The organism is Thiofilum sp. (assembly GCF_016711335.1).
In the GTDB taxonomy this organism is placed as follows: domain Bacteria; phylum Pseudomonadota; class Gammaproteobacteria; order Thiotrichales; family Thiotrichaceae; genus Thiofilum.
Window position 1 is genome coordinate 859837 of record NZ_JADJTF010000001.1, and the last position, 22721, is coordinate 882557.

The following is a 22721-nucleotide window of genomic DNA, read 5'->3' on the forward strand; positions in this document are numbered from 1 at the left end:
TAAGGGTCTAGAGGCGACCGAGACCCAGTACGAAGAGTGCTAGCCTTAATCCTTTTATTTGCAATATAATTGCAAAAACCAACCAAGGTTCTATGGTAATGTATGAACGATACTAGGCAACAAGCCCTTAATTTACTCCAACAAAGTCGCGGACGCGCCACCCCAGTGCGCGTTAAAGTGCTAGAGCTATTATTGCAATCGGCTACGGCAATCAGCCATTTAGAATTAGAGCAACTCGCACCTCAATACGGTTTAGAGGCTGACCGCGTAACACTGTATCGCACACTAGATTGGCTAGTAGAACAAGGGCTAGCACATAAAGTGGCAGGAACTGATCGCATCTGGCGTTACAATGCCCAAGCCGAACTTTATCACCCTCATGCTCATTTTGCTTGTAACCAGTGTAAACAAGTTTTTTGTTTAGAGCGTATACAACCTGCGCTGCTCTTTAGTTTACCGGAGGGTTTTAAGTTAGAGCAGGTAGAAATTACTCTCACCGGACAGTGCGTTCAATGCACGCATAGTAATGCAATTTAGTTGCAAAAATCAGCTTATCCCCTCTAGAATAGTCCCACTTTACGCGCATTTTATAGGGATCATCACTATGACTTATTCTGGTTCGCCACTAGCCTTACTGCTACTTAGTACGCTGCTACTCAATACGCCTTTACCAGCAGCTACCGCAGCAAACGTGACGACAACCGCAACAGAGTCGACTCATAAGAACGACACTCATGATGAGCACGGGCACGAACATGAGCACGAACAACATGGCAAACACGAGCATGGCACTGCACAATTAACTATTGCCGTTGATGGTAATCAAATTGAAGCCGTTTTTAATTCGCCTATGGCAAATATAGTCGGTTTTGAACACGCTCCTAGCAATGAGCAAGAACGTGCCAAACTCAAAGCCGCTAAAGAACCTTTAGAGCAGGGCTTACCCCTATTAAGTTTCAATGCGGATGCTAATTGTAAACTTACCCATGCTGAAATAACGTCTACTTTATTTTTAGATGCTAATTACCATCCAGCACCTAAAGAGGCGCAAACCAAAGAGCCTCAAAAAACACATAATGATTTAGCCGTGACTTGGAATTATGAATGTGCTAATGCTAAACAACTCGCTAATGCTGATCTTAAATTCTTTAGTATTTTTGGTACAGGTCTGGAGCATTTACAAGTAGAATGGCTCACTGAAAAAGGTGCTTCTGCCCGTGAACTGACCCAAGATGAGTCTATTAGTTTTTAACTCATGACCGACATTATTCAAATCAAGCAACTAATCTATCAATGGCCTAAGCAAACTAAGCCTACCCTCCATATTGAGCAGCTTAGTATTAAGCAAGGTGAGCATTTATTTATTAAAGGCATTAGCGGTAGCGGTAAAACTACCCTTCTTAATTTAATAGCCGGTATTTTAGTTCCTAATGCTGGGGAGTTAGTGATTTTAAATCAAGCTTTAACTCAGCTTGCACCTAGTCAGCGTGATCAATTTCGCGCTGATCATATGGGAGTTATTTTCCAGCAGTTTAATCTATTGCCTTATTTATCAGTAATAGATAATGTCACCCTGCCCTGCTATTTTTCTAAGCGCCGTAATCAATTAGTATCTGATAAACAAGCCACTGCACAACGTCTATTAAGTGCATTAGGCTTAAAGCCTGATCAATTTAAAAGTGCTGTCACTGAATTAAGTGTGGGCCAACAACAACGGGTGGCGGTAGCTCGTGCTTTAATAGGTCATCCAGAACTTATTATTGCCGATGAACCTACCTCAGCACTGGATGCTGAAACTCGTAATGACTTTTTGCAATTACTTTTTCAAGAAGCACAGCAACAAAATAGTACGATTATTTTTGTGAGCCATGACCCTAGTATTGCCTCACACTTTACCCACATGATTGATCTAGTGGAGTTAAATCAAGCATGATTTTACTCAAACTAAGCTTACATAGTATTTGGAATCGACGTATTAGTTTAATCCTCACCATTATTGCTCTTGCCCTCAGTGTGACTTTATTACTAGGGGTAGACTATATTCGTAAGGAAACTAAAACCAGCTTTCTTAATACGATTTCTGGTACTGATTTAGTCGTGGGTGCTCGCAGTGGCTCTATACAATTACTATTATACAGTGTATTTAGAATCGGGAATGCCACGAATAATATCGGCTGGAACTCTTATCAAACTATAGCTAGTAACCCTCTGGTGCAATGGACTATTCCTTTTTCACTCGGTGATTCACACCAAGGTTATCGAGTATTAGGGACTAATCAAGATTATTTTAAATATTATCGTTTTGGCAATCAGCAGTTTTTAGAGTTTGCCGAGGGTCAGCCTTTTAATCAAGTCTATGATGCCGTACTAGGTGCTGAGGTCGCTAAAAAACTGGGTTATCAACTCAATAGCGCTATTATTATTGCGCACGGCACGAGTGCTACTCAATATGGCATGCATGATGATAAACCCTTTAAAGTGGTAGGTATTTTAAAACCTACCGGCACGCCAGTGGATCGTACTGTGCATGTGATGTTAGAAGGTATTGAAGCCATACATATTGATTGGGTTAATGGAGCGAAAGTACATGGCTATACGATTAGTGCCGAAGAAACTCTAAAAAAACAATTACAACCTAAAGTCATTACCGCTTTTTTAGTCGGTCTGAATAATCGAGTTACTGCATTTAAATTGCAACGTGAAATCAATAATTATAAGGCAGAGCCTTTACTTGCTATCCTCCCTGGTGTGGCATTAGCTGAATTATGGCAAGCGATGGGTATATTTGAAACCGTACTTAAAATTATTACCGGATTTGTAGTGGGTACGGGTTTATTAGGAATGCTTACCACCCTATTATCAACTTTAAATGAAAGACGCCGTGAAATGGCTATATTACGTGCTATGGGCGCTCATCCTTATCAGATAGCTTTATTATTAATGCTGGAGGCTGCTTTACTAGCCTTTTTAGGTTGTATAGTAGGGGCCTTATTGTTAATTACCTTGATTATAATCGCACGACCTTGGGTAATAGCTGATTATGGCTTTTATTTAAATTATTGGCTGCCCAGTTTAACTGATATTATAGGCTGTGGAGTGATTATTCTAGTAGCTATTATTTTAAGTCTAGTACCTAGCTTTATAGCTTATAAACGCGCTTTACAAGATGGGCTAACAGTTCGAGTTTAAGACTGACTACGAAAATAAGCCCTCAATAGTATTGAATTGAGGGCTTATATTTAAGTGATTACTTTAAACAGTAGATACTTATTAATGAGCCAAAATCTGGCTTAAGAATAACTGTGTACGCTCATGTTGAGGGTGATTAAAGAACTCATCGGGTGTATTCATTTCAATAATTTGTCCACCATCCATGAAAATCACTCGATCTGCTACTGTTTTAGCAAAGCCCATTTCATGAGTTACGCATAGCATGGTCATACCACTTTCTGCCAGCTCAATCATAGTATCGAGTACTTCTTTAATCATTTCAGGGTCTAAAGCGGAGGTCGGCTCGTCAAATAACATAATGCGCGGATTCATACACAAACTACGTGCAATCGCCACGCGCTGTTGTTGACCACCCGATAATTGCCCCGGATATTTTTTTGCTTGGTGAGGTATTTTAACCTTTTCCAAATATTCCATGGCAATTTTTTCAGCCTCTTTACGAGGCATTTTACGTACCCACATTGGTACTAAACAACAATTATCGAGTACGGTTAAATGCGGGAATAAATTAAAATGCTGGAATACCATGCCCACTTCACGACGAATTTGATCAATATTTTTTAAATCATTGGTCAACTCGACATTATCTACGATTATTTGTCCGGTTTGATGTTCCTCTAAACGATTAATGCAGCGAATCATGGTGGATTTACCCGAACCAGAAGGACCACAAATAACGATACGTTCACCACGTTCAACCGTTAAATTCACATCTTTTAATACATGAAACTCACCATACCATTTATTCACGCCGATGAGTTGTACAGCTAAATTAGTTTCCATGAATGCACTCCTTCAGCGCTTATGTCCGGTATTGAGTTGTCGTTCTAAATATTGACTATATCGCGACATTCCAAAACAGAATATCCAATACACAATAGCAGCGAATACAAAACCCTCGACTTGAGAACCTAGCCAAATCGGGTCAGCCGCTGCAATTTGCACAATATTCAACAAATCAAATAACCCAATAATCATAACTAAAGAGGTATCTTTAAATAGAGAAATAAAGGTATTGACTATACCCGGAATAACCATTTTTAAAGCTTGGGGTAAGATAATTAGCCCAGTGCTTTGCCAATAATTCAAACCTAATGCTTTAGCCGCCTCATATTGACCTTTAGGTATTGCTTGTAAACCGCTGCGGACTACCTCAGCTAAATAAGCCGCTTCAAATAAGGTAATACCAATTAAAGCCCGTAATAACTTGTCAAAATTCGTTCCTTCGGGTAGGAATAATGGCAACATAACGGATGCCATGAATAGCACCGTAATTAAAGGTACACCACGCCATAACTCAATAAAAGCAATACATAGTGATCTAATAATGGGTAATTCTGAGCGTCGTCCTAATGCTAATAAAATACCTAAGGGTAAAGAGGCTACAATCCCTACTAATGAGAGCACTAAGGTTAGGGTTAAACCACCCCATTTACTGGTTTCTACTACTGGCAAACCAAAAAACCCACCATGCAATAAAACATAAGCCATAATGGGATAAATGATTAACATAAATAAACCAATATAGAGCTTGGCAGGAGTCTTTTTATAGGTTAATAAGGCAATGCCCAGCACCAAAATTAAAGCGGCAATATTAACGCGCCATTGCTCTGTCTCTGGGTAAAAACCATAGATAAATTGATTAAAGCGTACTTGAGTGAAGGCCCAACACGCACCACCACTGGTGCAATCGGCACGTTTAGCACCCACCCAATCCGCATCAATAAGCGCCCACTGTACAATAGGTGCTAGCATCCAAATAATGAATACCAGCATTAAAACTGTAACAAGGGTATTTAATGGTGTGGAAAATAAATTTTGTTTCGACCAAGCCTTAAAGCCTACTGTATTAACAGGAGGAGGCAAACTAGGTAAGGTTTTTTCTGTAACAATCGCCATGATTTAACGCTCCACTAAAGCCATTTTGGCGTTGTACCAATTCATAAATAATGAAATCAATAAACTCACTGTTAGGTAAAACAGCATAGTCATAAAAATAATTTCAATAGCTTGACCGGATTGATTCAAGGTCGTACCAGCAAATACTGCTACTAAATCAGGGTAAGCAATAGCCGTAGCTAAAGAAGTATTTTTAGTGAGATTTAAATATTGACTGGTGAGCTGAGGAATAATAACGCGCATCGCTTGAGGTATAACCACTAGCTTCAGCGTTTGATTATGCTTTAAACCTAAAGCACTGGCTGCCTCTGTTTGACCATGGCTAACGGACTGAATCCCCGAACGTACAATTTCAGCAATAAAAGCGGCTGTATAGATAGATAAAGCTACCCATAATACCACCAATTCTGGAATAACCCGTACACCACCTTGGAAGTTAAATCCTTTCAGCTCTGGAAAAGACCAATCCAGCGGACGCCCAGTGATGAAATAAGTGAGAAGCGGAGCACCAATAATTAAAGCCAATCCGATCCAAAATATAGGCCATTGCTGTCCGGTCTTTTCTTGTACTTTACGCGCTATCCAACGTAAGGCTAAAACAATGACTATAGCTAACACAAAAGCCCAAATAGTCCAATCAAAACCTTGTTGTGGTATAGGTTCGGGGATATAAAATCCGCGCTTATTAAGAAACACTGCATCAGCAAAAGAAAAACTATCTTTGGCTGCGGGGAGTACTTTTAATAATACTGCATATAAAAATACGATTTGGAGTAAAACCGGAATATTACGAAAGGTTTCAATATAAACCGCTGCACTGGTGGATAATAGCCAATTTTTAGATAAACGTGCTACCCCAACAATAAAACCTAAGATAGTAGCCGTCACTATCCCTAAACCCGCGACTAATAACGTGTTTAGTAAACCCACTTTAAAGACTTGCCAATAACTATCTGACTCTTGATAGGGAATCAGGGTTTGAGAAATACCAAAACCTGCACTATTACTTAAAAAGCCAAAGCCTGTTGAAATGCCGCGCTGGGCATAATTAGATAAAGTATTATGAAAAATATAAGCGAAAAATGCGAAGATCGCCGCTAATACAAGCGCTTGAATAAGAATCCCACGTTTTTGCGGATCATTCCAGAAAGAGGGCTTGTTAGGAGCAGCGTGTGGTGTTGAATTTGCCATACCGCGAGCTCTTATGATGAGATTGGAAGAACTCCCTGCCTAGCACAGGGAGCGCGATTAAACCTAGTGAGAACTCATTAACGAATCGGTGGGGCGTATTGTAAGCCGCCCTTGTTCCATAAAGCATTGAGACCGCGTTCAATTTTCAGTGGTGAACCACTGCCTACATTGCGCTCAAATGACTCGCCATAGTTACCGACTTGTTTCACAATATTGTAAGCCCACTCATTGCTGAGTTTTAGCCCTTGACCACCTACGCCTTCTTCTTGACCAATAAAGCGCTTCACGGCGGGATCAGGACTAGCCTTTTTCTCATCAATATTAGCTGAGGTTAAACCTAACTCTTCTGCTTCAATCATGGCAAATAGAGTCCAACGTACAATCTTGAACCAGTCTTCATCGCCTTGACGTACTGAAGGGCCTAGGGGTTCTTTAGAAATAACTTCAGGTAATACTACGGCTTTTTCTGGCTCTTTTAATTGTAAGCGCAGTGCATACAATTGAGATTGGTCAGAAGTTAATACGTCGCAACGACCTTCCTCAAAACCTTTGATGGTTTCTTCAACCTTGTCATAAGTGATGGGTTCGTACTTCATATTATTAGCACGGAAATAATCCGACAGATTCAGCTCAGTAGTAGTACCTGCTTGAATACAAACGGATGCACCGTCTAATTCTTTAGCGCTTTTCACGCCATTATTCACAAGGAAGCCTTGACCGTCATAGTAATTCACGCCAGTAAAGCTTAAACCTAGATTGCTATCACGGGTTAATGTCCAAGTGGTATTGCGTGACAGTAAATCAATTTCACCCGATTGCAGTGCAGTGAAACGTTCTTTTGCAGTGAGAGAGGTATATTTAACTTTGCTAGTGTCACCAAAGACAGCAGCGGCAACGGCTTTACAGAAATCAACGTCTAGACCCGACCATTCACCCTTATCATTAGCACTGGAAAAGCCCGGAACGCCGCTATTGATACCGCACTGAATAAAGCCTTTCTTTTGTACAGCATCTAAGGTTGTACCTGCATAAGCATTACTCATTAGGGTTACTGCTGTTACTACTGCCCCAGCAATCGCTAATAACTTGTTAGTTTTCATCAATTTATATCTCCTCCATACTCATCTTCATTTAAGAGTTGTAACCGCTCAAGCCCCCATGAGCTGCAATAAAGCAGATGTTACACTGTACATGTAGGGTAGTACTCAAAGCGGTTTTAGCATCTTAGCATAAGACTTTCAGGAATGTTACCTAGGAAAAATGTGTACTTGTCCGCGCTTTAATTCAAGCAACTTCTATACCAATTATCCTATTAACACTTAAACACCTAGCCCATCATACTTGGGTCAAAGCGCTTAGACCTCTAAAGTGCTTTATGCCTAAGACACCGCCGCCCCATACTAACCAAATTAGTGCATACCGCACTATACGCAAAAATACGCAAGTCTGAATAGTAGTGGGACAAGACACAAAGGCTACCGCACCACCACCGAACCACTTAAAGGCACACTAGGTGCAGGTAAGCTAGGTAATGGGGGTAATTCGATCGTGGGTAAAGGGGTCAGCGTAGGTAGCGGTAATATATTATCTTCTTTAGTGGTCATAGTGGGGCGTTTAGTCGCTGCTGGTGTATTGCCTAAACCTAAAGCATCCAAATCAATAGGCTTTAATAACTCTTGGGTTTGTTTTTGTAATACCGCCCGTTGCAAGCTCGGTGGCTGAGTCAGTAGACGGCTCATTTGTGCCAAATCTTGCTCTGCCAGTACGCCCGCTGCCATTTTTAAACTAATCATATTTAATAAATAATTATAGCGTGCACTCGAATAATCGCGCCGCGCACTAAATACTGCACTCAAGGTTGTAAGCATATCTACGGCGGTACGTGTGCCCACTTGGAAGCCTACTTGTGTCGCTTTGGCGGCTGTTTCGGCTGAAAGTAGTGCCTGACGATTAGCCGTCGCTTGAGCAATACTCGACTGCACGCTTAGAAAAGCCGAACGGACTTGCTCCTCTACTAAACGCGCTTGATATTGGTAATTTTGCTGAGCCTGTTTAAAACTTAATTGCGCTTGACGCACCTTAGAGGCAGTCGCCCCTCCGGTATATAAAGGAATAGACGCCTCTACTCCCACACTAAAACCAGTGGTAATAGGATCTAACGGACTACTCCCCGAACTCATACTACCGGTATGGCGTGCATACCCACTGACAACTGGACTATTAGCTGCACGTTGCCGATCAATATCTGCTTTGGCTACTTCAATGGCCTTTTGGCTCACCACTAAAGTTTTATTATTTTTAGCTGAGGCACTGACCCAAGTTTCGACATTATTAGGCTGCGGCATAATCAGCTTAATATTAGGTTGGGGGGCATTCAGGGTCTTATAGTTAACACCCGTCAGTACTCGTAAGGCCTCGCGTGCCACCGCTAATTGCTGCTGAGCACTCACCTCTTGGGCTAGCGTTAAATCATAGCGAGCTTGAGCTTCACGCACATCCGTAATAGCTGAACGGCCGGCATCAAAAAAGGCTTTAGTTTGCTTTAATTGACGCTCAGTGCTTTGCTTTTGTGCGGCCGCGTATTCGACCGTATCCTGAGCCAAAAGAAAATTAAAATAACGTTGGGCAACATTCAGTAATAAATTTTGGCGTTGACTTTCTAAGCCAGCAAAAGCTTGTGCAATCCCTACATCCGCTTGGGCGATGGCTGCATTAATACTTTTGTTATACAGCGACTTAGTGACACTTAAGGCATAGGAAGCACTAGAACTATTACTATGGGAGGTATCTGATAAGACCGACGCATCTCGAAACACATCAGTACGACTCAAACCAGCGCTCCCACTTAAAGTCACTTGGGGCTTTTTAGCCGCTTGAGCCTGAACTCGATTTTCTAAGGTGGCTAAATACCCCGTTTCTTGAGCCTGTAATTGAGCATCAAAGGTTTTAGCCTGTTGATAAACCTGAAGTAAATTTTCTGCATAAGCGGGTAAACTTGCACAACTAAGCGCCACGCACATCCATGCGGACAAAGTGAATTTTTTCATTTAAATAAAGCACCATATCTGCGGTCAGCTCGGTTTAATGACATTGTAAAGGCTGAGCTGCCTGCAAGAGTATTTAGTATAACGGCATCGAGGGGTCAATAGTCTTGGCCCATTGATCAATGCCCCCCATTAAATTGATCACCTCAAATCCGCTCCGCTCCAATACATAGCATGCATGCATACTACGCACCCCATGATGGCAAATGACTACATAGGGTTGGTTCACCTCCAACTCATCTAAACGCCCCATTAGCTGCCCCAAAGGAATCAGTATGGAGTTCTCAATATGGGCTATATCGTACTCCCAAGCCTCACGAACATCTAATAATTGCCAAGCGGTATTGGTTTTTAACGCAGCGGCTAATTGTTGGGGAGTACAGTGCTGCATCATTAAAACTCAAAAGTAGCTTCTTTACTAAACCCTACTAAAGGGGGTAAATCAGTTTCCCATAAAAGTTGACGTTCAAACTCATCCTGTGCCTCACGCGTAATCAACCAAGCCTGCATCGGGTAGCGTGCACCGATCACTGCAAACATACGCCCACCGATTACTAATTGTTGCTCTAGTTCGGGTAAAGGGCGTGGCATAGAAGCCGTAACAGCGATCACATCATATTGTGGGGTTTGAAATTTTTGCCAGTCCTGCAAAATATCACCCACGGATAAATTCACATTGCGCACGCTTAAATAATTCAAACGCCGCTTAGCTTCACGACTCAAGTCTTCATACAGCTCTATTGAATCGACTTCGCGCCCTAATTGCGCCATACAAGCCGTAATAAACCCCGTACCTGTACCTATTTCAAGGCATAAGTCCTGCGGCTTAATCGCTAAAGCCTGCAACATACGTGCCTCGATACCGGGGGTCATCATGACCTGTTCATGCCCAATAGGAATACTGACCTCGGCAAAGGCTAGCTTTTCCCATTGCGGGGGCACAAATCTTTCACGTGGTACATTATTCAGAATATCCAGTATTGTTTGATTCAACACCCCCCACGGTCTAAGCTGCTGTTCGATCATATTAGTCCGTGCTTGTTCAACATTCATACGCAAATCCAGCAAGTGAGTGATATATATCAATTAAGAGTACGTGTTCTACTCAACTCCTGCAATAAACATAATAGACATAGGAGCCTTCTCAAATGAGAAAGTTAATTAGCAAAAACTATCTACTTGAAGTAATAGCGCTACTGGTTGTCTCCCTGCCAGCCTTAGCTGCCTCAACCACACCCCAAACTGTTGCTAAAATTCAATCAAAAATTATTGCGTGTGACTCCCCTCGACCTATTCTATGCCAGCAAAACACTGCCCCCGTCTGTGGCATTTTTAGCGCAACTAAAGCCCAGCAAACTTTTCGCAATGCTTGCCTAGCGTGCAAAAATCCAGAGGTAAAAGGGTATGAGACGGGAAAGTGTAAAGCAGACCTCAAGCGCTAATGAGTTAGGTGAGAGCCTTGCACTCTCACCTAAACTGGCTCACTAAACTAGCAAATCAACTTCAATAAGGACTGACGAGTCACCAGTAATAACAGTCTATCTAACGCAGATAAGCGTTTTTTTGCTAACTTTGCATCGATTTCATCTAGCATTTTTTTAGCTGATGCCACCGTTTGCGGATGACAGCTAGTAGAGGGTAAATGTACTTTCTTAGGTAAAGTACTAATCACCTTAATCGCTTTCCAAGGTAATAAATGCAATATGGGCGGTAAAGGTTTAACCCACGGATTAGGCGCAGGTGTCGGAGTTGGTGTCGGAGTTGGCTCCGGTGTTGGGGTCGGGGTTGGCTCCGGCGTTGGCGTTGGCTCTGGAGTAGGTTCCGGTGTCGGGGTTGGCTCTGGAGTGGGTTCCGGTGTTGGAGTTGGCTCCGGTGTCGGAGTTGGTGTCGGAGTTGGTGTCGGAGTTGGCTCTGGAGTGGGTTCCGGTGTTGGAGTTGGCTCCGGTGTCGGAGTTGGGGTTGGCTCTGGAGTTGGTGTCGGAGTTGGTTCAGGGGTAGGAATCACTACCTCACTATCTAAATTATTACAATCAACACCTGCTCCATAGTTGCCTGTATAGCCAACCGTCCAACCTAAATTACTAAACTCATTACCCGGATTAGTACCTGTTGAATTAGGTAATTGATTAAACGGCTCGTTATTTTCTAGCAGGCGCACATTAGTCACACACCCCCCATTAGCATTGCTAAATGCAAATACAGGAGTCTCTTGTCCTACTACCCAATTAAAATTAGGTAAGGTACTAGCGGCTAGATTAAAGCCAAACGAAATAAAATCATTAAAGGGGCTTTCAACCGGAGCATCTACCCGTGAATGGGCGTTCCAGACAATACCCTCGATTAAGCTACTGACACCTGATACGGTAAAGCGCTGATCATCTAATAGATGAGGTACGGCAATAGTAACTTGAGATGAAATACTCCTATCGGGTGAAGGAATAGATAAAGGAGCCATATACACAACATATTGTTGAGTATCTGCTTTAAAAGCGACGCGGAATTTAACTTCAGCGGAAACGGATTGTGACACACCGGCTAGAGCTAAAATACAAAGACTCGTCTTAATAAAAGAAGGGGTATAAAATTTTGCGGTATTCATTATGTCGGGCCATTATTATGGTGATTATTTAGGACACTCTGAGCTTCGTTAAAAAATCCTTTTTACCTAACCGCTTCCCTTAAGCTCCCCTTCATTATTTATAAGCAAAAAATATGTGTCAATATAAAATAATTATAATGGTGACAAGTGGTAGTATATTGACTCTAAGCTGATGCGTCACGCTGATACAACCACACACTACCCCACAACGTCAGGCTATACATGACCAGTGATCCTAGTACAATTCCTAGCCAACCTGCATAGTTCCAGAACGGACTTAATACTAATCCCCCTAGACTAGCGCCCAAATAATAAAACACTAAATACAAAGATGAGGCACTGGCACGCGCTCTTAGTGCATGATGACTGACCCAACTACTAGCTAATGAATGAGTGAGAAAAAAACCAAAACTATTCAACATAAAAGCAAAAATAATCACTCCCAAATGCGGCATTAAAGTCAGTAATGACCCCAGCATTAATAAGACAATCCCTAATCCCATACCCAAGGCAGGCGCTATATATTTAGTACTATGCCCCGATAAGGCAGCCGCTATTGAACCCGTCAAATAAGTTAAAAATAACATCCCTAATTGATGAGTCGATAAATGATAAGGCTCTGTGGCTAATACGAAGGTAATATAACTATATTGATGAATAAACATCATAAAGTTCCCACCCGCAATTAAAAAAGCGACTAATAAAATAGGATTTTTTAAGTGAAACCTAATATCACTTAGCACCTGCTTTAACTGTAAAGGTTTAGCCTTGAATTGCTGAGATGCGGGTAATAAAAAAACAAATAATACTAATAAAGCCAAACCAATTGCTGCCATTACAGCAAAGGTCGTATCCCAACCATAATGCTCTCCCACCCAACCACTGATTAAGCGCCCCGATACGCCCCCAATACTATTGGCACTGATATAAAACCCTACCGCTAAAGCGACCGCCTTACGGGTAAACTCATCGCCCATATAGGCAATCGCAATCGCAGGCAATCCCCCTAAACAAAAACCTTGCACCCCACGCCACACGATCAACATGCTATAACTCTCCACTTGCGACAGGGCTAAGGTGCTAGCTACCGCCCCCATGAGGGACAACACCATTAAAGGCTTACGCCCAATAGCATCGGAAAGTGGTCCATAAATGAGGAGTGATAAGCCCAAAGTCAATAAAGCAGTGGTTAAACTCCAGCTCGCCTGTAATTCAGTGAGTTGAAAGTGTTGGGCTAATAGCGGTAATAAGGGCTGAGTCATATGCAGATTGGCAAATACTAGCACTGAGCCTAAACACAAGGCCCAAGTCGCTAACCAAAACTTCCGACTATGTGCTTCTATCATGTGACTATTCACCCTTATCAAAGCACGCTAGCATAGCCCTTTTGAGATAGCGGAATAAATCAGAAAACGGAAAATTTATGGGGCTGATACCGATTTTGTCTATTGAACATTAGCCTGCTGTATTGTGCTCTACCCAACGCTTAGACCCATCCGCGAGGACTTCATGCTTCCAAAACGGCGCATCACGCTTTAACGCCTCCATCAACTCACGACACGCGGCAAAGGCAAGTTTACGATGCGCTGACCATACGGCTACTACGACAATAGGATCAGCGGGGACTATATCCCCTACCCTATGCTCAATCAGTACATGATCAACCGGATACTGCTCGACTACTTGCTGCGTCAAATCGTGTAATTGGCGCTCAGTCATGCCTGCATAATGCTCTAAGTGCATCGCCACGACCTCATCGCCCTCATTAAAATCGCGCATCGTGCCAATGAAAATGGCATTAGCCCCATAAGAAGCAGCTCGAAACGGTGCTTGGTTTTGAAAGGCTTGCAGAGAGGCTAGAGGATCAAAGGCTTGGGGATGCAGTTTAATCTGAATCATTTTAGCCACCCGTCACAGGTGGGAAAAAAGCGACCTCATCTCCGTCGTGAATCAGCGTATTGGCATCACTATAAGATTGATTGACCGCTACGCGTACCGTATTAGGCATTAATTCCTTACCAGAGGCTTGTTGCCATAACTGCAAGGCTGTTAAAGGTTCGGCGTATTCCAGTACGAGCTGATCTTTACCCACTTGCTCTTTTAAACTGCCAAAAAACAATACTTTGATACTCATACTTGCCCCTGCACTCCAAAATATTCCAATACAAACGCCACTACTTGCTCAGGCTTATTTAAATCCAATACTGGCAAGGTACTCTCTATGGGTTTATCGCTCACTACCGCGATCATATGTGGGTCAGTTTGATGTAATAAAGGATTACCCAACGCAGCGCGGTGAATCTCAATCTTGGGATAAGCCTCGTGTTTAAAACCTTCCACAATAACCAGATCCACACTATGAGGCACTAGCATACTCAAGGCACGGTTAAGCGAGGCTTCTTCGGGTGCAGTTTCACCTTGCCACGTCAACGCACACACCTTAGCCGACATCAACAATACCTGATCCGCACCCGCCTCACGCATGCGATAACTATCTTTGCCGGGCTTATCGAGTTCTAACTGATGATGGGCGTGTTTAATGACCGCTAGGCGAACCCCTTTGGCTTTAATTAAAGGAATGAGTTGGGTGAGGAGTGTAGTCTTACCAGTGCCACTATAGGCACAAAAGCCCACGACTGGACAATAATAATTTAAGGTGGAGGAATTCACGCGCCGCTTTGCTCCCTAGCTAATTGGTCTGGTGTATTAATATTGTTAAACATAGCTGGGCAATCTGCAAAATCCACTACGGAGTAGTCGAGCGTTTGATACCACGCTTCAATTTTACGTTGTCCGCTTTGAAGAAATGTTAGTAATTGAGGCAATAACTCAATCGCTATTAAGGCATGAGTGGGTTGCAAACGTGTGCCATCATGAGCCACTGCCACCAAGGTGTTATCTCGTAATTGCGCCTGCCACAAACGCGCTACATAATCAGCCGCAATACGCGGTGCATCACAAGGTACAGTCACTATACAGGGAGTACTCACGCGTTGCATAGCGGCGACAAAACCCGCTAAAGGCCCTTGAAAATCTGCCAAGGTATCACTGACGACCGGATAACCATAGGCGGAATACTCAGCAATATGTCGATTGGCATTAATCAGCAGAGTATCCACTTGCGGCTTAAAGGCTTGAATAATAGGTTCAATCAGCGGCTTACCGTGCACTGACACTAGCCCCTTATCCATTCCCCCCAAACGCTGCCCGCGCCCCCCTGCTAAAATGACTCCTGTAATAGTCATGCAACGGGTTCCTGCTGAGTAGGTGCATGAACACCATGCTTAGTCAGTAAAAAAGTTAAACTATGGGCAGCTTTCCCACCCGAAAAACGTTCAACCACCTCACCATTTTTAAACAATAATACCGTAGGCATCGAACGAATCTGGTATCTCTCCACCACTTGAGGGTTCTTATCGACATCCACCTTAGCTAGTAAAAACTTGCCCTGATAATCGGACGCGAATTGTGATAGTACCGGAGTGAACTGTTTACAAGGACCACACCACTCGGCATAAAAATCGACTAATACTGGGGTGGTTTTAGAAGTATCCACAACCATATCGGTAAACTCAGCATCGCTCACATAAGCCTCAAAGCGCGTAGCGGTGTGGTTGGTGGTTAGCGTACTTTTAGCCAGTTGCGCTTTGTAAAGTAAAAAAGCAATTAAACCGATGACTACTAACAGGATAATAATTTGCATGTTAATCCTTCCTAGATATGAAAGAGGCAGGTTAAACGTTCTTGACTTATCCGTAAACCTATCCACTATAGTAGCGTTTTGCCTCAGGAGCTTGTTATGCCCACCCTGCACGCGGTTTGCCCTCACGATTGCCCTGATACTTGCTCTATGCTGATTACAGTGGAACAGGGGCGAGCGATTAAGGTCGAAGGGAATCCCGATCATCCCCCTACCGATGGTGTATTGTGTACTAAAGTTGCACGTTATTTGGAGCGCACCTATCACCCCGAACGTTTAATGACTCCGCTCAAACGCACAGGAGCAAAAGGTACGGGTCAGTTTGTACCTATTAGCTGGGATGAAGCTTTAGATACCATTGCCCAACGTTTGAGTGCTATAGCCCAGCGTGATCCTGAAGCCATTTTACCCTATAGCTATGGCGGAACGATGGGCTTAGTTCAAAGTGAGGGTATGGCGGCTCGCTTTTTTAATAAATTAGGGGCTTCGCAACTAGATCGCACTATTTGCGCTGCTGCGGGAGGCGCAGGCTTAAAAGCCACCTATGGTTTAGGGGTTGGGCTAGATGGTGATCACATTGATCAAGCCAAAGTATTGATTCTTTGGGGTATTAACCCCATTACCTCCAGCGTGCATTTTTGGCGTAAAGCACAAGCTGCCAAACGTAATGGCTCTATCCTCATCGCTATTGATCCGTATCGCTCCTTAAGTGCGGAAAAATGCGACCAACATATTGCTTTGAATGTCGGGACAGATGCAGCCTTAGCTTTAGGCTTAATCCATATTTGGATACGCGATGGGCTACTCGATCAGGATTATATCCAAAACTATACCCTAGGCTTTGCCGAGCTATCAGAACGTGCACAGCGCTTTACTCCCGACTATGTGGCACAAATTTGTGGTATTAGCGTGGATACCATTGAACACTTAGCCGCTCTTATGGGACACACTGCCATTATAAACCAGCAACCCGTTGCTATTCGCGCGAGTTATGGACTGCAACGAGTACGTGGGGGCGGTAATGCAGTGCGAGCTATTGCGTGTTTACCCAGTTTATTGGGCGCTTGGAAACATCAAGGGGGCGGCTTATTACTATCCAGCTCTGGCTTTTTTGCGGTTAATAAAAGCGCATTAGAACATCCTGAACTATTAAAGCGCACGCCGCGCATGATTAATATGAGCACCCTTGGCGATGCGTTATTACATGAAACCACGCCCGAATTTGGCGCTAAAATCGAGGCCGTCGTGGTCTATAACAGCAATCCGGTAGCAGTAGCTCCTGAAGGTGGCAAAGTAGCGCAAGGCTTTGCACGAGATGATTTATTTACCGTAGTACTCGAACACTTTATGACAGATACGGCTAACTATGCCGATATTGTTTTACCCGCCACTACACAACTAGAGCATCTAGATATTCACAAATCCTACGGACACCAATATGTGCTGTTTAATCATCCCGCGATTGAACCACTAGGTGAGTGTAAGCCCAATAGTGAAATTTTCCGTTTACTGGCAAAGCGTATGGGCTTTACTGAAAGCTGTTTTACAGAAGATGATGCCACAATTGCGAGCCAAGCTTTTGATTGGTCACATCCCCATATGCAAGGGATTAGCTTTGAGTCATTAACAGTACAAGGCTGGCAACGTTTATCTACGTCGTCCATCCCTTTTGCACAGGGGCAGTTCCCGACGGCGTCGGGTAAGTGTGAGTTTTTATCCTCTACTCTAGCAGCACAAGGACTAGACCCTTTACCCGACTTTATACCACCCTATGAATCGGTTGCTAGTAACTCTGAGTTAGCTGCGCGTTATCCATTGGCTATGATCTCGCCCCCTGAGCGACATTTTTTAAACAGTACTTTTGTAAATATTGAAAGCTTACGCAAAACAATCCCAGAGCCTACTTTAGAAATTAATCCAGCGGATGCAACAGTACGGGGCATTAGTACAGGCAGTTTAGTAAGTATTTTTAATGAACGCGGCAGTTTTCAAGCAAAAGCCGTCATAACAGATAAGGTCAAGGAGGGTTTAGTGGTTGCACCCTCAACATGGTGGAAGGGTATGAGTCGAGACGGTAAAAATTGCAATGAAGTGACTAGCCAAGCACTCACCGATTTAGGTGGTGGAGCCACTTTTTATGATTGCTTGGTAGAAGTACGCCACTCTCCCACAGATAAACCATCCAGCGTCCATGAGCCAATACGATAGCGAATCAGGCGCAAGGTAGGAAAGCCAATCGCAGCGGTCATACGCCGTACTTGGCGATTACGTCCTTCGCTAATGGTGATTTCTAACCAAGTATCAGGAATAGACTGGCGCACCCGAATCGGCGGATTACGCTCCCACAGTAAATCAGGTGGGGGAATAATCCGCACCTTAGCGGGTAAGGTCATACCATCTTTTAGCTCAACCCCTTTACGCAATGGCTCTAGCTCAGCTTCAGTGGGTAAGCCCTCCACTTGTACCCAATAGGTCTTGGTGGTTTTGTGCTTAGGATTAGCAATCTTATGTTGCAATTTGCCATCATCGGTCAGTAGCACTAAGCCCTCACTGTCTCGATCTAAGCGCCCCGCTGGATAGACGCCTTTGATAGGTACAAAATCAGCCAAAGTACTGCGCCCACCCCCATCGGTGAATTGGCATAGCACATCATAAGGCTTATTCAATAAGATAATGGTAGACACAATTAATCAAGTTTGATTAAAGCGGGTTGAAAGGGTGGGGTTGCATAGCTATCAAAACCCTGATCAGTGCGCCAAATAAAATAAGCGGCAAGTTTGTGCTCTTCGGCAAACTTTCTACCCTGTTCATCCCCTAGTACCAGTAACAACGTAGCATAGGCATCGGCTAGTAATCCGGTTTCAGCCAATACCGAAACCGAGGCTAAGCGATGTTGTACCGGAGTGCCCAGAATAGGATTCATGGTATGAGAATAGCGCTTACCTTCTGCAACAAAGAAATTACGGTAATCTCCCGAAGTGGCTAAGCCCACATTGCTCAATCCTACTCCTTGCTGTACCACACGCCCTACTTCAATTGGTTTTTCTATAGCAATGCGCCAATGATCACCGCGTGGACTTTTACCGCGTGTGCGCACCTCGCCTGCTACTTCGACCATATAGTCCTGCATACCCAAGGACTCTAAATACTCACCCACTAAATCAGTGGCATAGCCATCAGCAAGGGAGGCTAATTCGACCGTTAAATCGGCTTGAGCTTTGCGTACTGCGGGCGGATCTAAACGGACTTGCAGTTTTTGATAACCCATTTTAGCTTGAGCAGCGGCAATCTCGGCTGGAGTAGGCACTACACCTTCAGCAGGCTCGCCTTTTTTAAAGCCCCATAGCTTTAATAATGGACTGACGGTTATGTCATATAAGCCTTGGCTCTCGTTACTGAGGCGCAGTGCTAGCGTAATAATATGAGCTAGCTCTTTAGAAACTGGAATCCAATCAGTACTAGGGTTTTGGTTAAACTGTGAAATCTCTGAGTTAGGATCCCATGAGCCTATTATTTGATTAGTACGCTTAAGCATCTGCTCTACACCTTGTTGCAGTTGCTCAGCACTTTTATCAGCAGGTGGATTTGTAATCGTGACATGCCAAGTGGCTGTTCCTTGCAAGCCCTCCAGTTTTACAAAGTCGGGCTTAGTATCACAGGCACTTAATAAGGCAAGCGCTGCTAGCCCTAGAGCTAGCAGCCAGTAGTTAATTAAACTACGCATTATTTTTTCAGATTTGGCTTAGCAGCGTTGTCGGCTGATTTGGTGAATACATCATTCAGGCTTTGAACAAAGCGGTCGGTAGCCTCACGCACTGCTTCAATACCGCGCCGTGCTCGATAGCCCCAACCACGCGGATTATGTTGGAAAATACTGCGCCAAGGTTTAGTGCTTAGCAGGAAAGCGCGTTGTAAATTACCATAAATTTCACGCGTAGGAAGTTTTGCTGCAAGCACCTGAGCCACTTTAGAGCGCACCGTAAAATGCACCGCAATCACACCAAAGATTAATGTGGTAATAAATAAAATCCACGCAATAGGGCTAGAGCCAATATCCCCCCAAGGCGGATTAAAGATTAGACCATTCCAATAACCCAACCAAGCCGTGAATGCCACCCCACCCATGAATAAGCTACCTAATACAATACCGTCCCACATCAGCACTTTTTTGCGCCAATTTTGTAACGCCATTTGTAGGCTGGGAATCGCTTGTTGCTCTAAATGGTTAGCAATCGATTCCATATTACCCGTAATGCGATACACGCGCTCGGTATTGACACCCTCAATACGCTCCATAATACGCTTATAATCGGCATTACGTTTTTCTACAAAGCGCTGCCACACTTGCTCATTTTCCACTGGCTGAGCCAGACGCTCATTATAGATCACATAAAAGTTACCCGAAGCTAAACCCGCTTGCGCTAATGCTTTTTGCCAAGAGGAGACAATATCTTCTAAATTATCTTCGCGTGCTGCGGTATCGATCTGATTGAGAATAAACAAAAATTTATTATTATCATTGCGCCGCTGAGCGCCCTTGACTAAATGCTCTAAGGTATCTTGCATCGCGCCGGGTTCGGGGTGACGTGCATCAAAGAACACTAAAACTAAATCTGACAGCTCAATAATATGATCGGTAATTTTTAAGGTCGCTTTACGCTGCGCATCCGCATCAAAGCCCGGAGAATCAATTAAGATGCGTCCTTTGAGTTTTTCACTCGGCGCTACCTTCATTTGGAGGTAATTATTAACCTTAGCGCCTTCACCAGGTACTACACGCTCAATTTCTTCACTAATCTGATAAAAAGGAAAGCGCGGATCACCATCGAGTGCTAAACCGGGCAAAGTTTCAGTTTTACCCTCTGGACTAAAAGTAATTACGGTAAAACGATCATCCACCGCTTGATTACCTGAGCGCTGAAGCTCCATCCCTAAATAAGTATTGATGAAACTAGACTTACCGGCCGAGAACGTTCCCAGTATCGATACCATAGGCCACCATGAAATTTGGGTGGCATAGGACTCGGCTGGACTTAATAAACCCAGACGCTTAGCAACTTTGTCTAATTGCTGATAGAAACTCACTACCTCAACTAAAATGGGATTTTCACGACTTAGCTGCTCCTGCAAACGACTAATGCGCTGCTCAATGCGCTTTCCGGGGTTTATCATAGCTATCCTCTATTAACGATTAGTCAGTCGCTCAATGCCTATTAAGGTGTTGATTGACTCTGCCCCGCTATTGGTGGGGGGGTTGGTGTTAATTGTAGTGCATTTAATGCAGTACCTGTACTAGCTGTATCGACCGATGGTTGAGTATTCATGGTTGCTGTTGTCATATTAGGCAAACCAGTAGCCAATACGGTATTTGATGATAATGCACTACTATAAGGTGATAGGAAATAATAACCTTGTTGGGGGTAGTAAGTCACGGGTGGAGGCGGTACATATTGGCGCTTATTGCTGCTAGAGAAGGGCATAAAGTTACTCATCATCTTAAAAGGACTAGAGAAACTACGATTCAAATTACCCATATCGCCCTGTAAATTATACATAGAAGCAGCCATATTTTGCGTGGAGCTATTCATCTGCTGCACATCATTAGCCATACGGTCAGTGCTAGTCGTCATGCCAATCAGATAATAAGCCATTTGCTGAGTCGATTCGGTCATATAACTCATATTGGCTGAGACATTATTTAAACTCAGTACCATGGTATCCAAATCATTATTAACCACCGTTTGCATTTTCACCACCGCATCCGTCATACGCCCCATGTCAGTCTGCATATGAATAATGGTATTGGTAAGACGATGCACATCAGTGGTGAGGCTTTGGACTAAATAAAAACCATAGCTGGCTAAAATGACAAAGGCTACTAAAGAAGGGTAAACAATAAACTTAAGTGAGTTAGTATCTTGGAGCTGTCTAGTTTCAAATTGATGTAATTCTTGTTCAACCTCCTTAAGTTCTTTCTCAAGTTCCGGTGGTGTGGCACTCGATGCGGCCATAGCTGAAATCTCTCCTCGTGTTACTTCACTTACGTGAGCAACGAAAACGCAACAAAATTAGAGAACAGCTTAGACAAAAAAAACAAGGCGGGATATAGCCCTTTCAGCCATATCCCGCCTCTAATATTAAACGTATTCGATAGTTATTGACCGATTAAAGCACCCAGCTTCTTACCTTTCTCAGGGTTGGTAATATCGACATAAACTTTCATATTAATCAATTCGATAGTGCGATTTTGCTCTTTTAACCAAGGACCAATTTCAATGTATAAATCGGCGGCTTTTTCATGATTTTCCATTTTCCAAAACACATTAGCCAGCTCTCCTTTGTGCGAAGGATTAGCATCCTGTGCAACTAATTTTTCATACAAGCCTGCTGCCTCTTCAAGCTTAGCTGTATTATTAGTATTTACTCCATCCCAATAGGCTTGGCGTGCTGCTCTCAGTAAGGAAATTAAATCAGCATCAGCATTAGCTGCCACTGTAGTTGTTGCTACTGCATTCGTTACGGTATCAACTGGAGCAACATTAGCCTCTGGAGCTACACCCGCTGCTTGAACACTAGCAGCCGCTGGTGCTTGCGTTGCATCCGTTGCCTGAGCGGTGCTTGCTTCAGGAGCAGGAGTTGCTGGAGCTTCAGCACCTTGCGCTACCGGTGCACTAGCCTGAGCGTCTGCTGCTGGCGCGGGAGCATGAGCTTGCATAGCTGCTTGACCGCTGTGAGCCGCTGGTGCTTGAGTAGGTGAGGGTTGTGAATTAGCAGTCGCCATTTGAGTATGGGCTGCTTTGTTGGCTTCGGGAGCATGACTACTCTTACCGCTAACCATCCAATTTAAGGCAATAGCAATGAAAGCTAAAATCCATGCGAATGCAATCGGATGCTTGAGCAACCAACTCAAATAACCGCGTACTTTGTCCATTCCAAACTCCTCTTAAAACTTTTTAGGTTAGCTGTTTAAACACGAATATGTACATGATATTCCGTTTATAGTGGTTACATTGCCTAATGTGCGGGATTTAACGTGACTACTGATCCTTGATGACAC

Annotated in this window: 25 protein-coding genes; 6 read left to right on the plus strand and 19 right to left on the minus strand. The window is 43.6% G+C overall.

Going from position 1 to position 22721, the window contains the following annotated elements:
- Positions 1-102 precede the first annotated feature (102 nt).
- The 4 genes from IPL34_RS04085 (at position 103) to IPL34_RS04100 (ending at position 3189) form a co-directional block, all read left to right on the plus strand.
- Positions 103-537 (plus strand): transcriptional repressor, encoded by a 435-nt coding sequence (locus tag IPL34_RS04085; protein WP_296838098.1) that lies wholly within the window; start codon positions 103-105, stop codon positions 535-537.
- A gap of 67 nt (positions 538-604) precedes the next feature.
- Complete coding sequence (locus IPL34_RS04090; RefSeq protein ID WP_296838101.1) at positions 605-1252, plus strand: DUF2796 domain-containing protein; 648 nt, start codon at positions 605-607, stop codon at positions 1250-1252.
- 3 nt (positions 1253-1255) lie between these two features.
- Entirely contained in the window at positions 1256-1933 is a 678-nt protein-coding gene (locus tag IPL34_RS04095; protein WP_296838104.1) for an ABC transporter ATP-binding protein, read from the plus strand.
- Positions 1930-3189 carry an FtsX-like permease family protein gene (locus IPL34_RS04100; protein ID WP_296838107.1) on the plus strand — a complete coding sequence of 420 codons (1260 nt, stop codon included), beginning with the start codon at positions 1930-1932 and terminating at the stop codon, positions 3187-3189. The genes IPL34_RS04095 and IPL34_RS04100 overlap by 4 nt, the downstream gene beginning before the upstream one ends.
- An 81-nt stretch (positions 3190-3270) precedes the next feature.
- On the opposite strand, the gene IPL34_RS04105 is transcribed toward IPL34_RS04100, so the two are convergent.
- The 7 genes from IPL34_RS04105 to IPL34_RS04135 form a co-directional block, all read right to left on the minus strand.
- Positions 3271-4014, minus strand: a complete 744-nt coding sequence (locus IPL34_RS04105; RefSeq protein WP_296838110.1) for an amino acid ABC transporter ATP-binding protein — start codon at positions 4012-4014, stop codon at positions 3271-3273.
- 12 nt (positions 4015-4026) lie between these two features.
- Positions 4027-5130 carry an amino acid ABC transporter permease gene (locus IPL34_RS04110; RefSeq protein ID WP_296838112.1) on the minus strand — a complete coding sequence of 368 codons (1104 nt, stop codon included), beginning with the start codon at positions 5128-5130 and terminating at the stop codon, positions 4027-4029.
- A gap of 3 nt (positions 5131-5133) precedes the next feature.
- A complete protein-coding gene (locus IPL34_RS04115) occupies positions 5134-6321 on the minus strand; it encodes an amino acid ABC transporter permease (protein ID WP_296838115.1) in 1188 nt (395 codons plus the stop codon).
- Between the two features lie 77 nt (positions 6322-6398).
- A complete protein-coding gene (locus tag IPL34_RS04120; protein WP_296838119.1) occupies positions 6399-7421 on the minus strand; it encodes an amino acid ABC transporter substrate-binding protein in 1023 nt (340 codons plus the stop codon).
- A gap of 375 nt (positions 7422-7796) precedes the next feature.
- Positions 7797-9368, minus strand: coding sequence for a TolC family outer membrane protein (locus IPL34_RS04125; RefSeq protein ID WP_296838122.1), 1572 nt, complete (start codon positions 9366-9368; stop codon positions 7797-7799).
- A 73-nt stretch (positions 9369-9441) separates the two neighbouring features.
- Complete coding sequence (locus IPL34_RS04130) at positions 9442-9759, minus strand: rhodanese-like domain-containing protein (RefSeq protein WP_296838125.1); 318 nt, start codon at positions 9757-9759, stop codon at positions 9442-9444.
- Positions 9759-10418, minus strand: a complete 660-nt coding sequence (locus IPL34_RS04135; protein ID WP_296838128.1) for a protein-L-isoaspartate O-methyltransferase — start codon at positions 10416-10418, stop codon at positions 9759-9761. Before IPL34_RS04135 ends, IPL34_RS04130 begins: the two co-directional genes overlap by 1 nt.
- Positions 10419-10513: 95 nt before the next feature.
- Here IPL34_RS04135 and IPL34_RS04140 point away from each other — a divergent pair, with 95 nt between their 5' ends.
- On the plus strand, positions 10514-10807 hold the full coding sequence (locus IPL34_RS04140) for a hypothetical protein (RefSeq protein ID WP_296838133.1): 294 nt from the start codon (positions 10514-10516) through the stop codon (positions 10805-10807).
- 47 nt (positions 10808-10854) lie between these two features.
- Here IPL34_RS04140 and IPL34_RS04145 read toward each other — a convergent pair whose 3' ends face one another.
- The 7 genes from IPL34_RS04145 to trxA form a co-directional block, all read right to left on the minus strand.
- Positions 10855-11964, minus strand: a complete 1110-nt coding sequence (locus tag IPL34_RS04145; RefSeq protein ID WP_296838137.1) for a hypothetical protein — start codon at positions 11962-11964, stop codon at positions 10855-10857.
- 164 nt (positions 11965-12128) lie between these two features.
- Positions 12129-13310: an MFS transporter gene (locus IPL34_RS04150; protein WP_296838140.1), complete on the minus strand. Its 1182-nt coding sequence runs from the start codon at positions 13308-13310 to the stop codon at positions 12129-12131.
- Between the two features lie 109 nt (positions 13311-13419).
- Entirely contained in the window at positions 13420-13863 is a 444-nt protein-coding gene (locus IPL34_RS04155) for a molybdenum cofactor biosynthesis protein MoaE (protein ID WP_296838143.1), read from the minus strand.
- A 1-nt stretch (position 13864) separates the two neighbouring features.
- Positions 13865-14098, minus strand: coding sequence for a molybdopterin converting factor subunit 1 (moaD, locus tag IPL34_RS04160; protein WP_296838146.1), 234 nt, complete (start codon positions 14096-14098; stop codon positions 13865-13867).
- Complete coding sequence (gene mobB, locus IPL34_RS04165; RefSeq protein WP_296838149.1) at positions 14095-14634, minus strand: molybdopterin-guanine dinucleotide biosynthesis protein B; 540 nt, start codon at positions 14632-14634, stop codon at positions 14095-14097. The genes moaD and mobB overlap by 4 nt, the downstream gene beginning before the upstream one ends.
- On the minus strand, positions 14631-15209 hold the full coding sequence (gene mobA / locus IPL34_RS04170; RefSeq protein WP_296838152.1) for a molybdenum cofactor guanylyltransferase MobA: 579 nt from the start codon (positions 15207-15209) through the stop codon (positions 14631-14633). Before mobA ends, mobB begins: the two co-directional genes overlap by 4 nt.
- Positions 15206-15667, minus strand: coding sequence for a thioredoxin (gene trxA / locus IPL34_RS04175; RefSeq protein ID WP_296838155.1), 462 nt, complete (start codon positions 15665-15667; stop codon positions 15206-15208). The genes mobA and trxA overlap by 4 nt, the downstream gene beginning before the upstream one ends.
- A gap of 96 nt (positions 15668-15763) precedes the next feature.
- On the opposite strand from trxA, the gene IPL34_RS04180 reads away from it, so the two are divergent.
- The gene (locus tag IPL34_RS04180) at positions 15764-17872 is read left to right on the plus strand and encodes a molybdopterin oxidoreductase family protein (protein ID WP_296838158.1); all 2109 of its coding nucleotides are present in this window, start codon (positions 15764-15766) and stop codon (positions 17870-17872) included.
- Here the strand turns inward: IPL34_RS04180 and IPL34_RS04185 are convergent.
- The 5 genes from IPL34_RS04185 to IPL34_RS04205 all read right to left on the minus strand — a co-directional run bounded on the left by IPL34_RS04185 (position 17800) and on the right by IPL34_RS04205 (position 22595).
- Positions 17800-18348 carry a pseudouridine synthase gene (locus IPL34_RS04185; RefSeq protein WP_296838160.1) on the minus strand — a complete coding sequence of 183 codons (549 nt, stop codon included), beginning with the start codon at positions 18346-18348 and terminating at the stop codon, positions 17800-17802. The two genes, IPL34_RS04180 and IPL34_RS04185, sit on opposite strands and share 73 nt — an antisense overlap.
- 2 nt (positions 18349-18350) lie before the next feature.
- On the minus strand, positions 18351-19388 hold the full coding sequence (locus IPL34_RS04190; RefSeq protein WP_296838163.1) for an FAD:protein FMN transferase: 1038 nt from the start codon (positions 19386-19388) through the stop codon (positions 18351-18353).
- Positions 19388-20836 (minus strand): dynamin family protein, encoded by a 1449-nt coding sequence (locus IPL34_RS04195; RefSeq protein ID WP_296838166.1) that lies wholly within the window; start codon positions 20834-20836, stop codon positions 19388-19390. Before IPL34_RS04195 ends, IPL34_RS04190 begins: the two co-directional genes overlap by 1 nt.
- A gap of 41 nt (positions 20837-20877) precedes the next feature.
- Positions 20878-21675, minus strand: a complete 798-nt coding sequence (locus tag IPL34_RS04200; protein WP_296838170.1) for a hypothetical protein — start codon at positions 21673-21675, stop codon at positions 20878-20880.
- Positions 21676-21818: 143 nt separating this feature from the next.
- On the minus strand, positions 21819-22595 hold the full coding sequence (locus IPL34_RS04205; RefSeq protein WP_296838173.1) for a hypothetical protein: 777 nt from the start codon (positions 22593-22595) through the stop codon (positions 21819-21821).
- Between the last annotated feature and the right edge of the window lie 126 nt (positions 22596-22721).

Coding starts and splice junctions, on each gene's coding strand:
- trxA (WP_296838155.1), bottom strand. CDS start 15,667: ATGCAAATTATTATCCTGTTAGTAGTCATCGGTTTAATTGCTTTTTTA.
- IPL34_RS04135 (WP_296838128.1), bottom strand. CDS start 10,418: ATGAATGTTGAACAAGCACGGACTAATATGATCGAACAGCAGCTTAGA.
- IPL34_RS04085 (WP_296838098.1), top strand. CDS start 103: ATGAACGATACTAGGCAACAAGCCCTTAATTTACTCCAACAAAGTCGC.
- IPL34_RS04105 (WP_296838110.1), bottom strand. CDS start 4,014: ATGGAAACTAATTTAGCTGTACAACTCATCGGCGTGAATAAATGGTAT.
- IPL34_RS04095 (WP_296838104.1), top strand. CDS start 1,256: ATGACCGACATTATTCAAATCAAGCAACTAATCTATCAATGGCCTAAG.
- IPL34_RS04090 (WP_296838101.1), top strand. CDS start 605: ATGACTTATTCTGGTTCGCCACTAGCCTTACTGCTACTTAGTACGCTG.
- IPL34_RS04115 (WP_296838115.1), bottom strand. CDS start 6,321: ATGGCAAATTCAACACCACACGCTGCTCCTAACAAGCCCTCTTTCTGG.
- IPL34_RS04100 (WP_296838107.1), top strand. CDS start 1,930: ATGATTTTACTCAAACTAAGCTTACATAGTATTTGGAATCGACGTATT.
- IPL34_RS04195 (WP_296838166.1), bottom strand. CDS start 20,836: ATGATAAACCCCGGAAAGCGCATTGAGCAGCGCATTAGTCGTTTGCAG.
- IPL34_RS04180 (WP_296838158.1), top strand. CDS start 15,764: ATGCCCACCCTGCACGCGGTTTGCCCTCACGATTGCCCTGATACTTGC.
- moaD (WP_296838146.1), bottom strand. CDS start 14,098: ATGAGTATCAAAGTATTGTTTTTTGGCAGTTTAAAAGAGCAAGTGGGT.
- IPL34_RS04145 (WP_296838137.1), bottom strand. CDS start 11,964: ATGAATACCGCAAAATTTTATACCCCTTCTTTTATTAAGACGAGTCTT.
- IPL34_RS04120 (WP_296838119.1), bottom strand. CDS start 7,421: ATGAAAACTAACAAGTTATTAGCGATTGCTGGGGCAGTAGTAACAGCA.
- IPL34_RS04110 (WP_296838112.1), bottom strand. CDS start 5,130: ATGGCGATTGTTACAGAAAAAACCTTACCTAGTTTGCCTCCTCCTGTT.
- IPL34_RS04190 (WP_296838163.1), bottom strand. CDS start 19,388: ATGCGTAGTTTAATTAACTACTGGCTGCTAGCTCTAGGGCTAGCAGCG.
- IPL34_RS04155 (WP_296838143.1), bottom strand. CDS start 13,863: ATGATTCAGATTAAACTGCATCCCCAAGCCTTTGATCCTCTAGCCTCT.
- IPL34_RS04200 (WP_296838170.1), bottom strand. CDS start 21,675: ATGGCCGCATCGAGTGCCACACCACCGGAACTTGAGAAAGAACTTAAG.
- IPL34_RS04140 (WP_296838133.1), top strand. CDS start 10,514: ATGAGAAAGTTAATTAGCAAAAACTATCTACTTGAAGTAATAGCGCTA.
- IPL34_RS04125 (WP_296838122.1), bottom strand. CDS start 9,368: ATGAAAAAATTCACTTTGTCCGCATGGATGTGCGTGGCGCTTAGTTGT.
- IPL34_RS04150 (WP_296838140.1), bottom strand. CDS start 13,310: ATGATAGAAGCACATAGTCGGAAGTTTTGGTTAGCGACTTGGGCCTTG.
- IPL34_RS04205 (WP_296838173.1), bottom strand. CDS start 22,595: ATGGACAAAGTACGCGGTTATTTGAGTTGGTTGCTCAAGCATCCGATT.
- mobA (WP_296838152.1), bottom strand. CDS start 15,209: ATGACTATTACAGGAGTCATTTTAGCAGGGGGGCGCGGGCAGCGTTTG.
- IPL34_RS04130 (WP_296838125.1), bottom strand. CDS start 9,759: ATGATGCAGCACTGTACTCCCCAACAATTAGCCGCTGCGTTAAAAACC.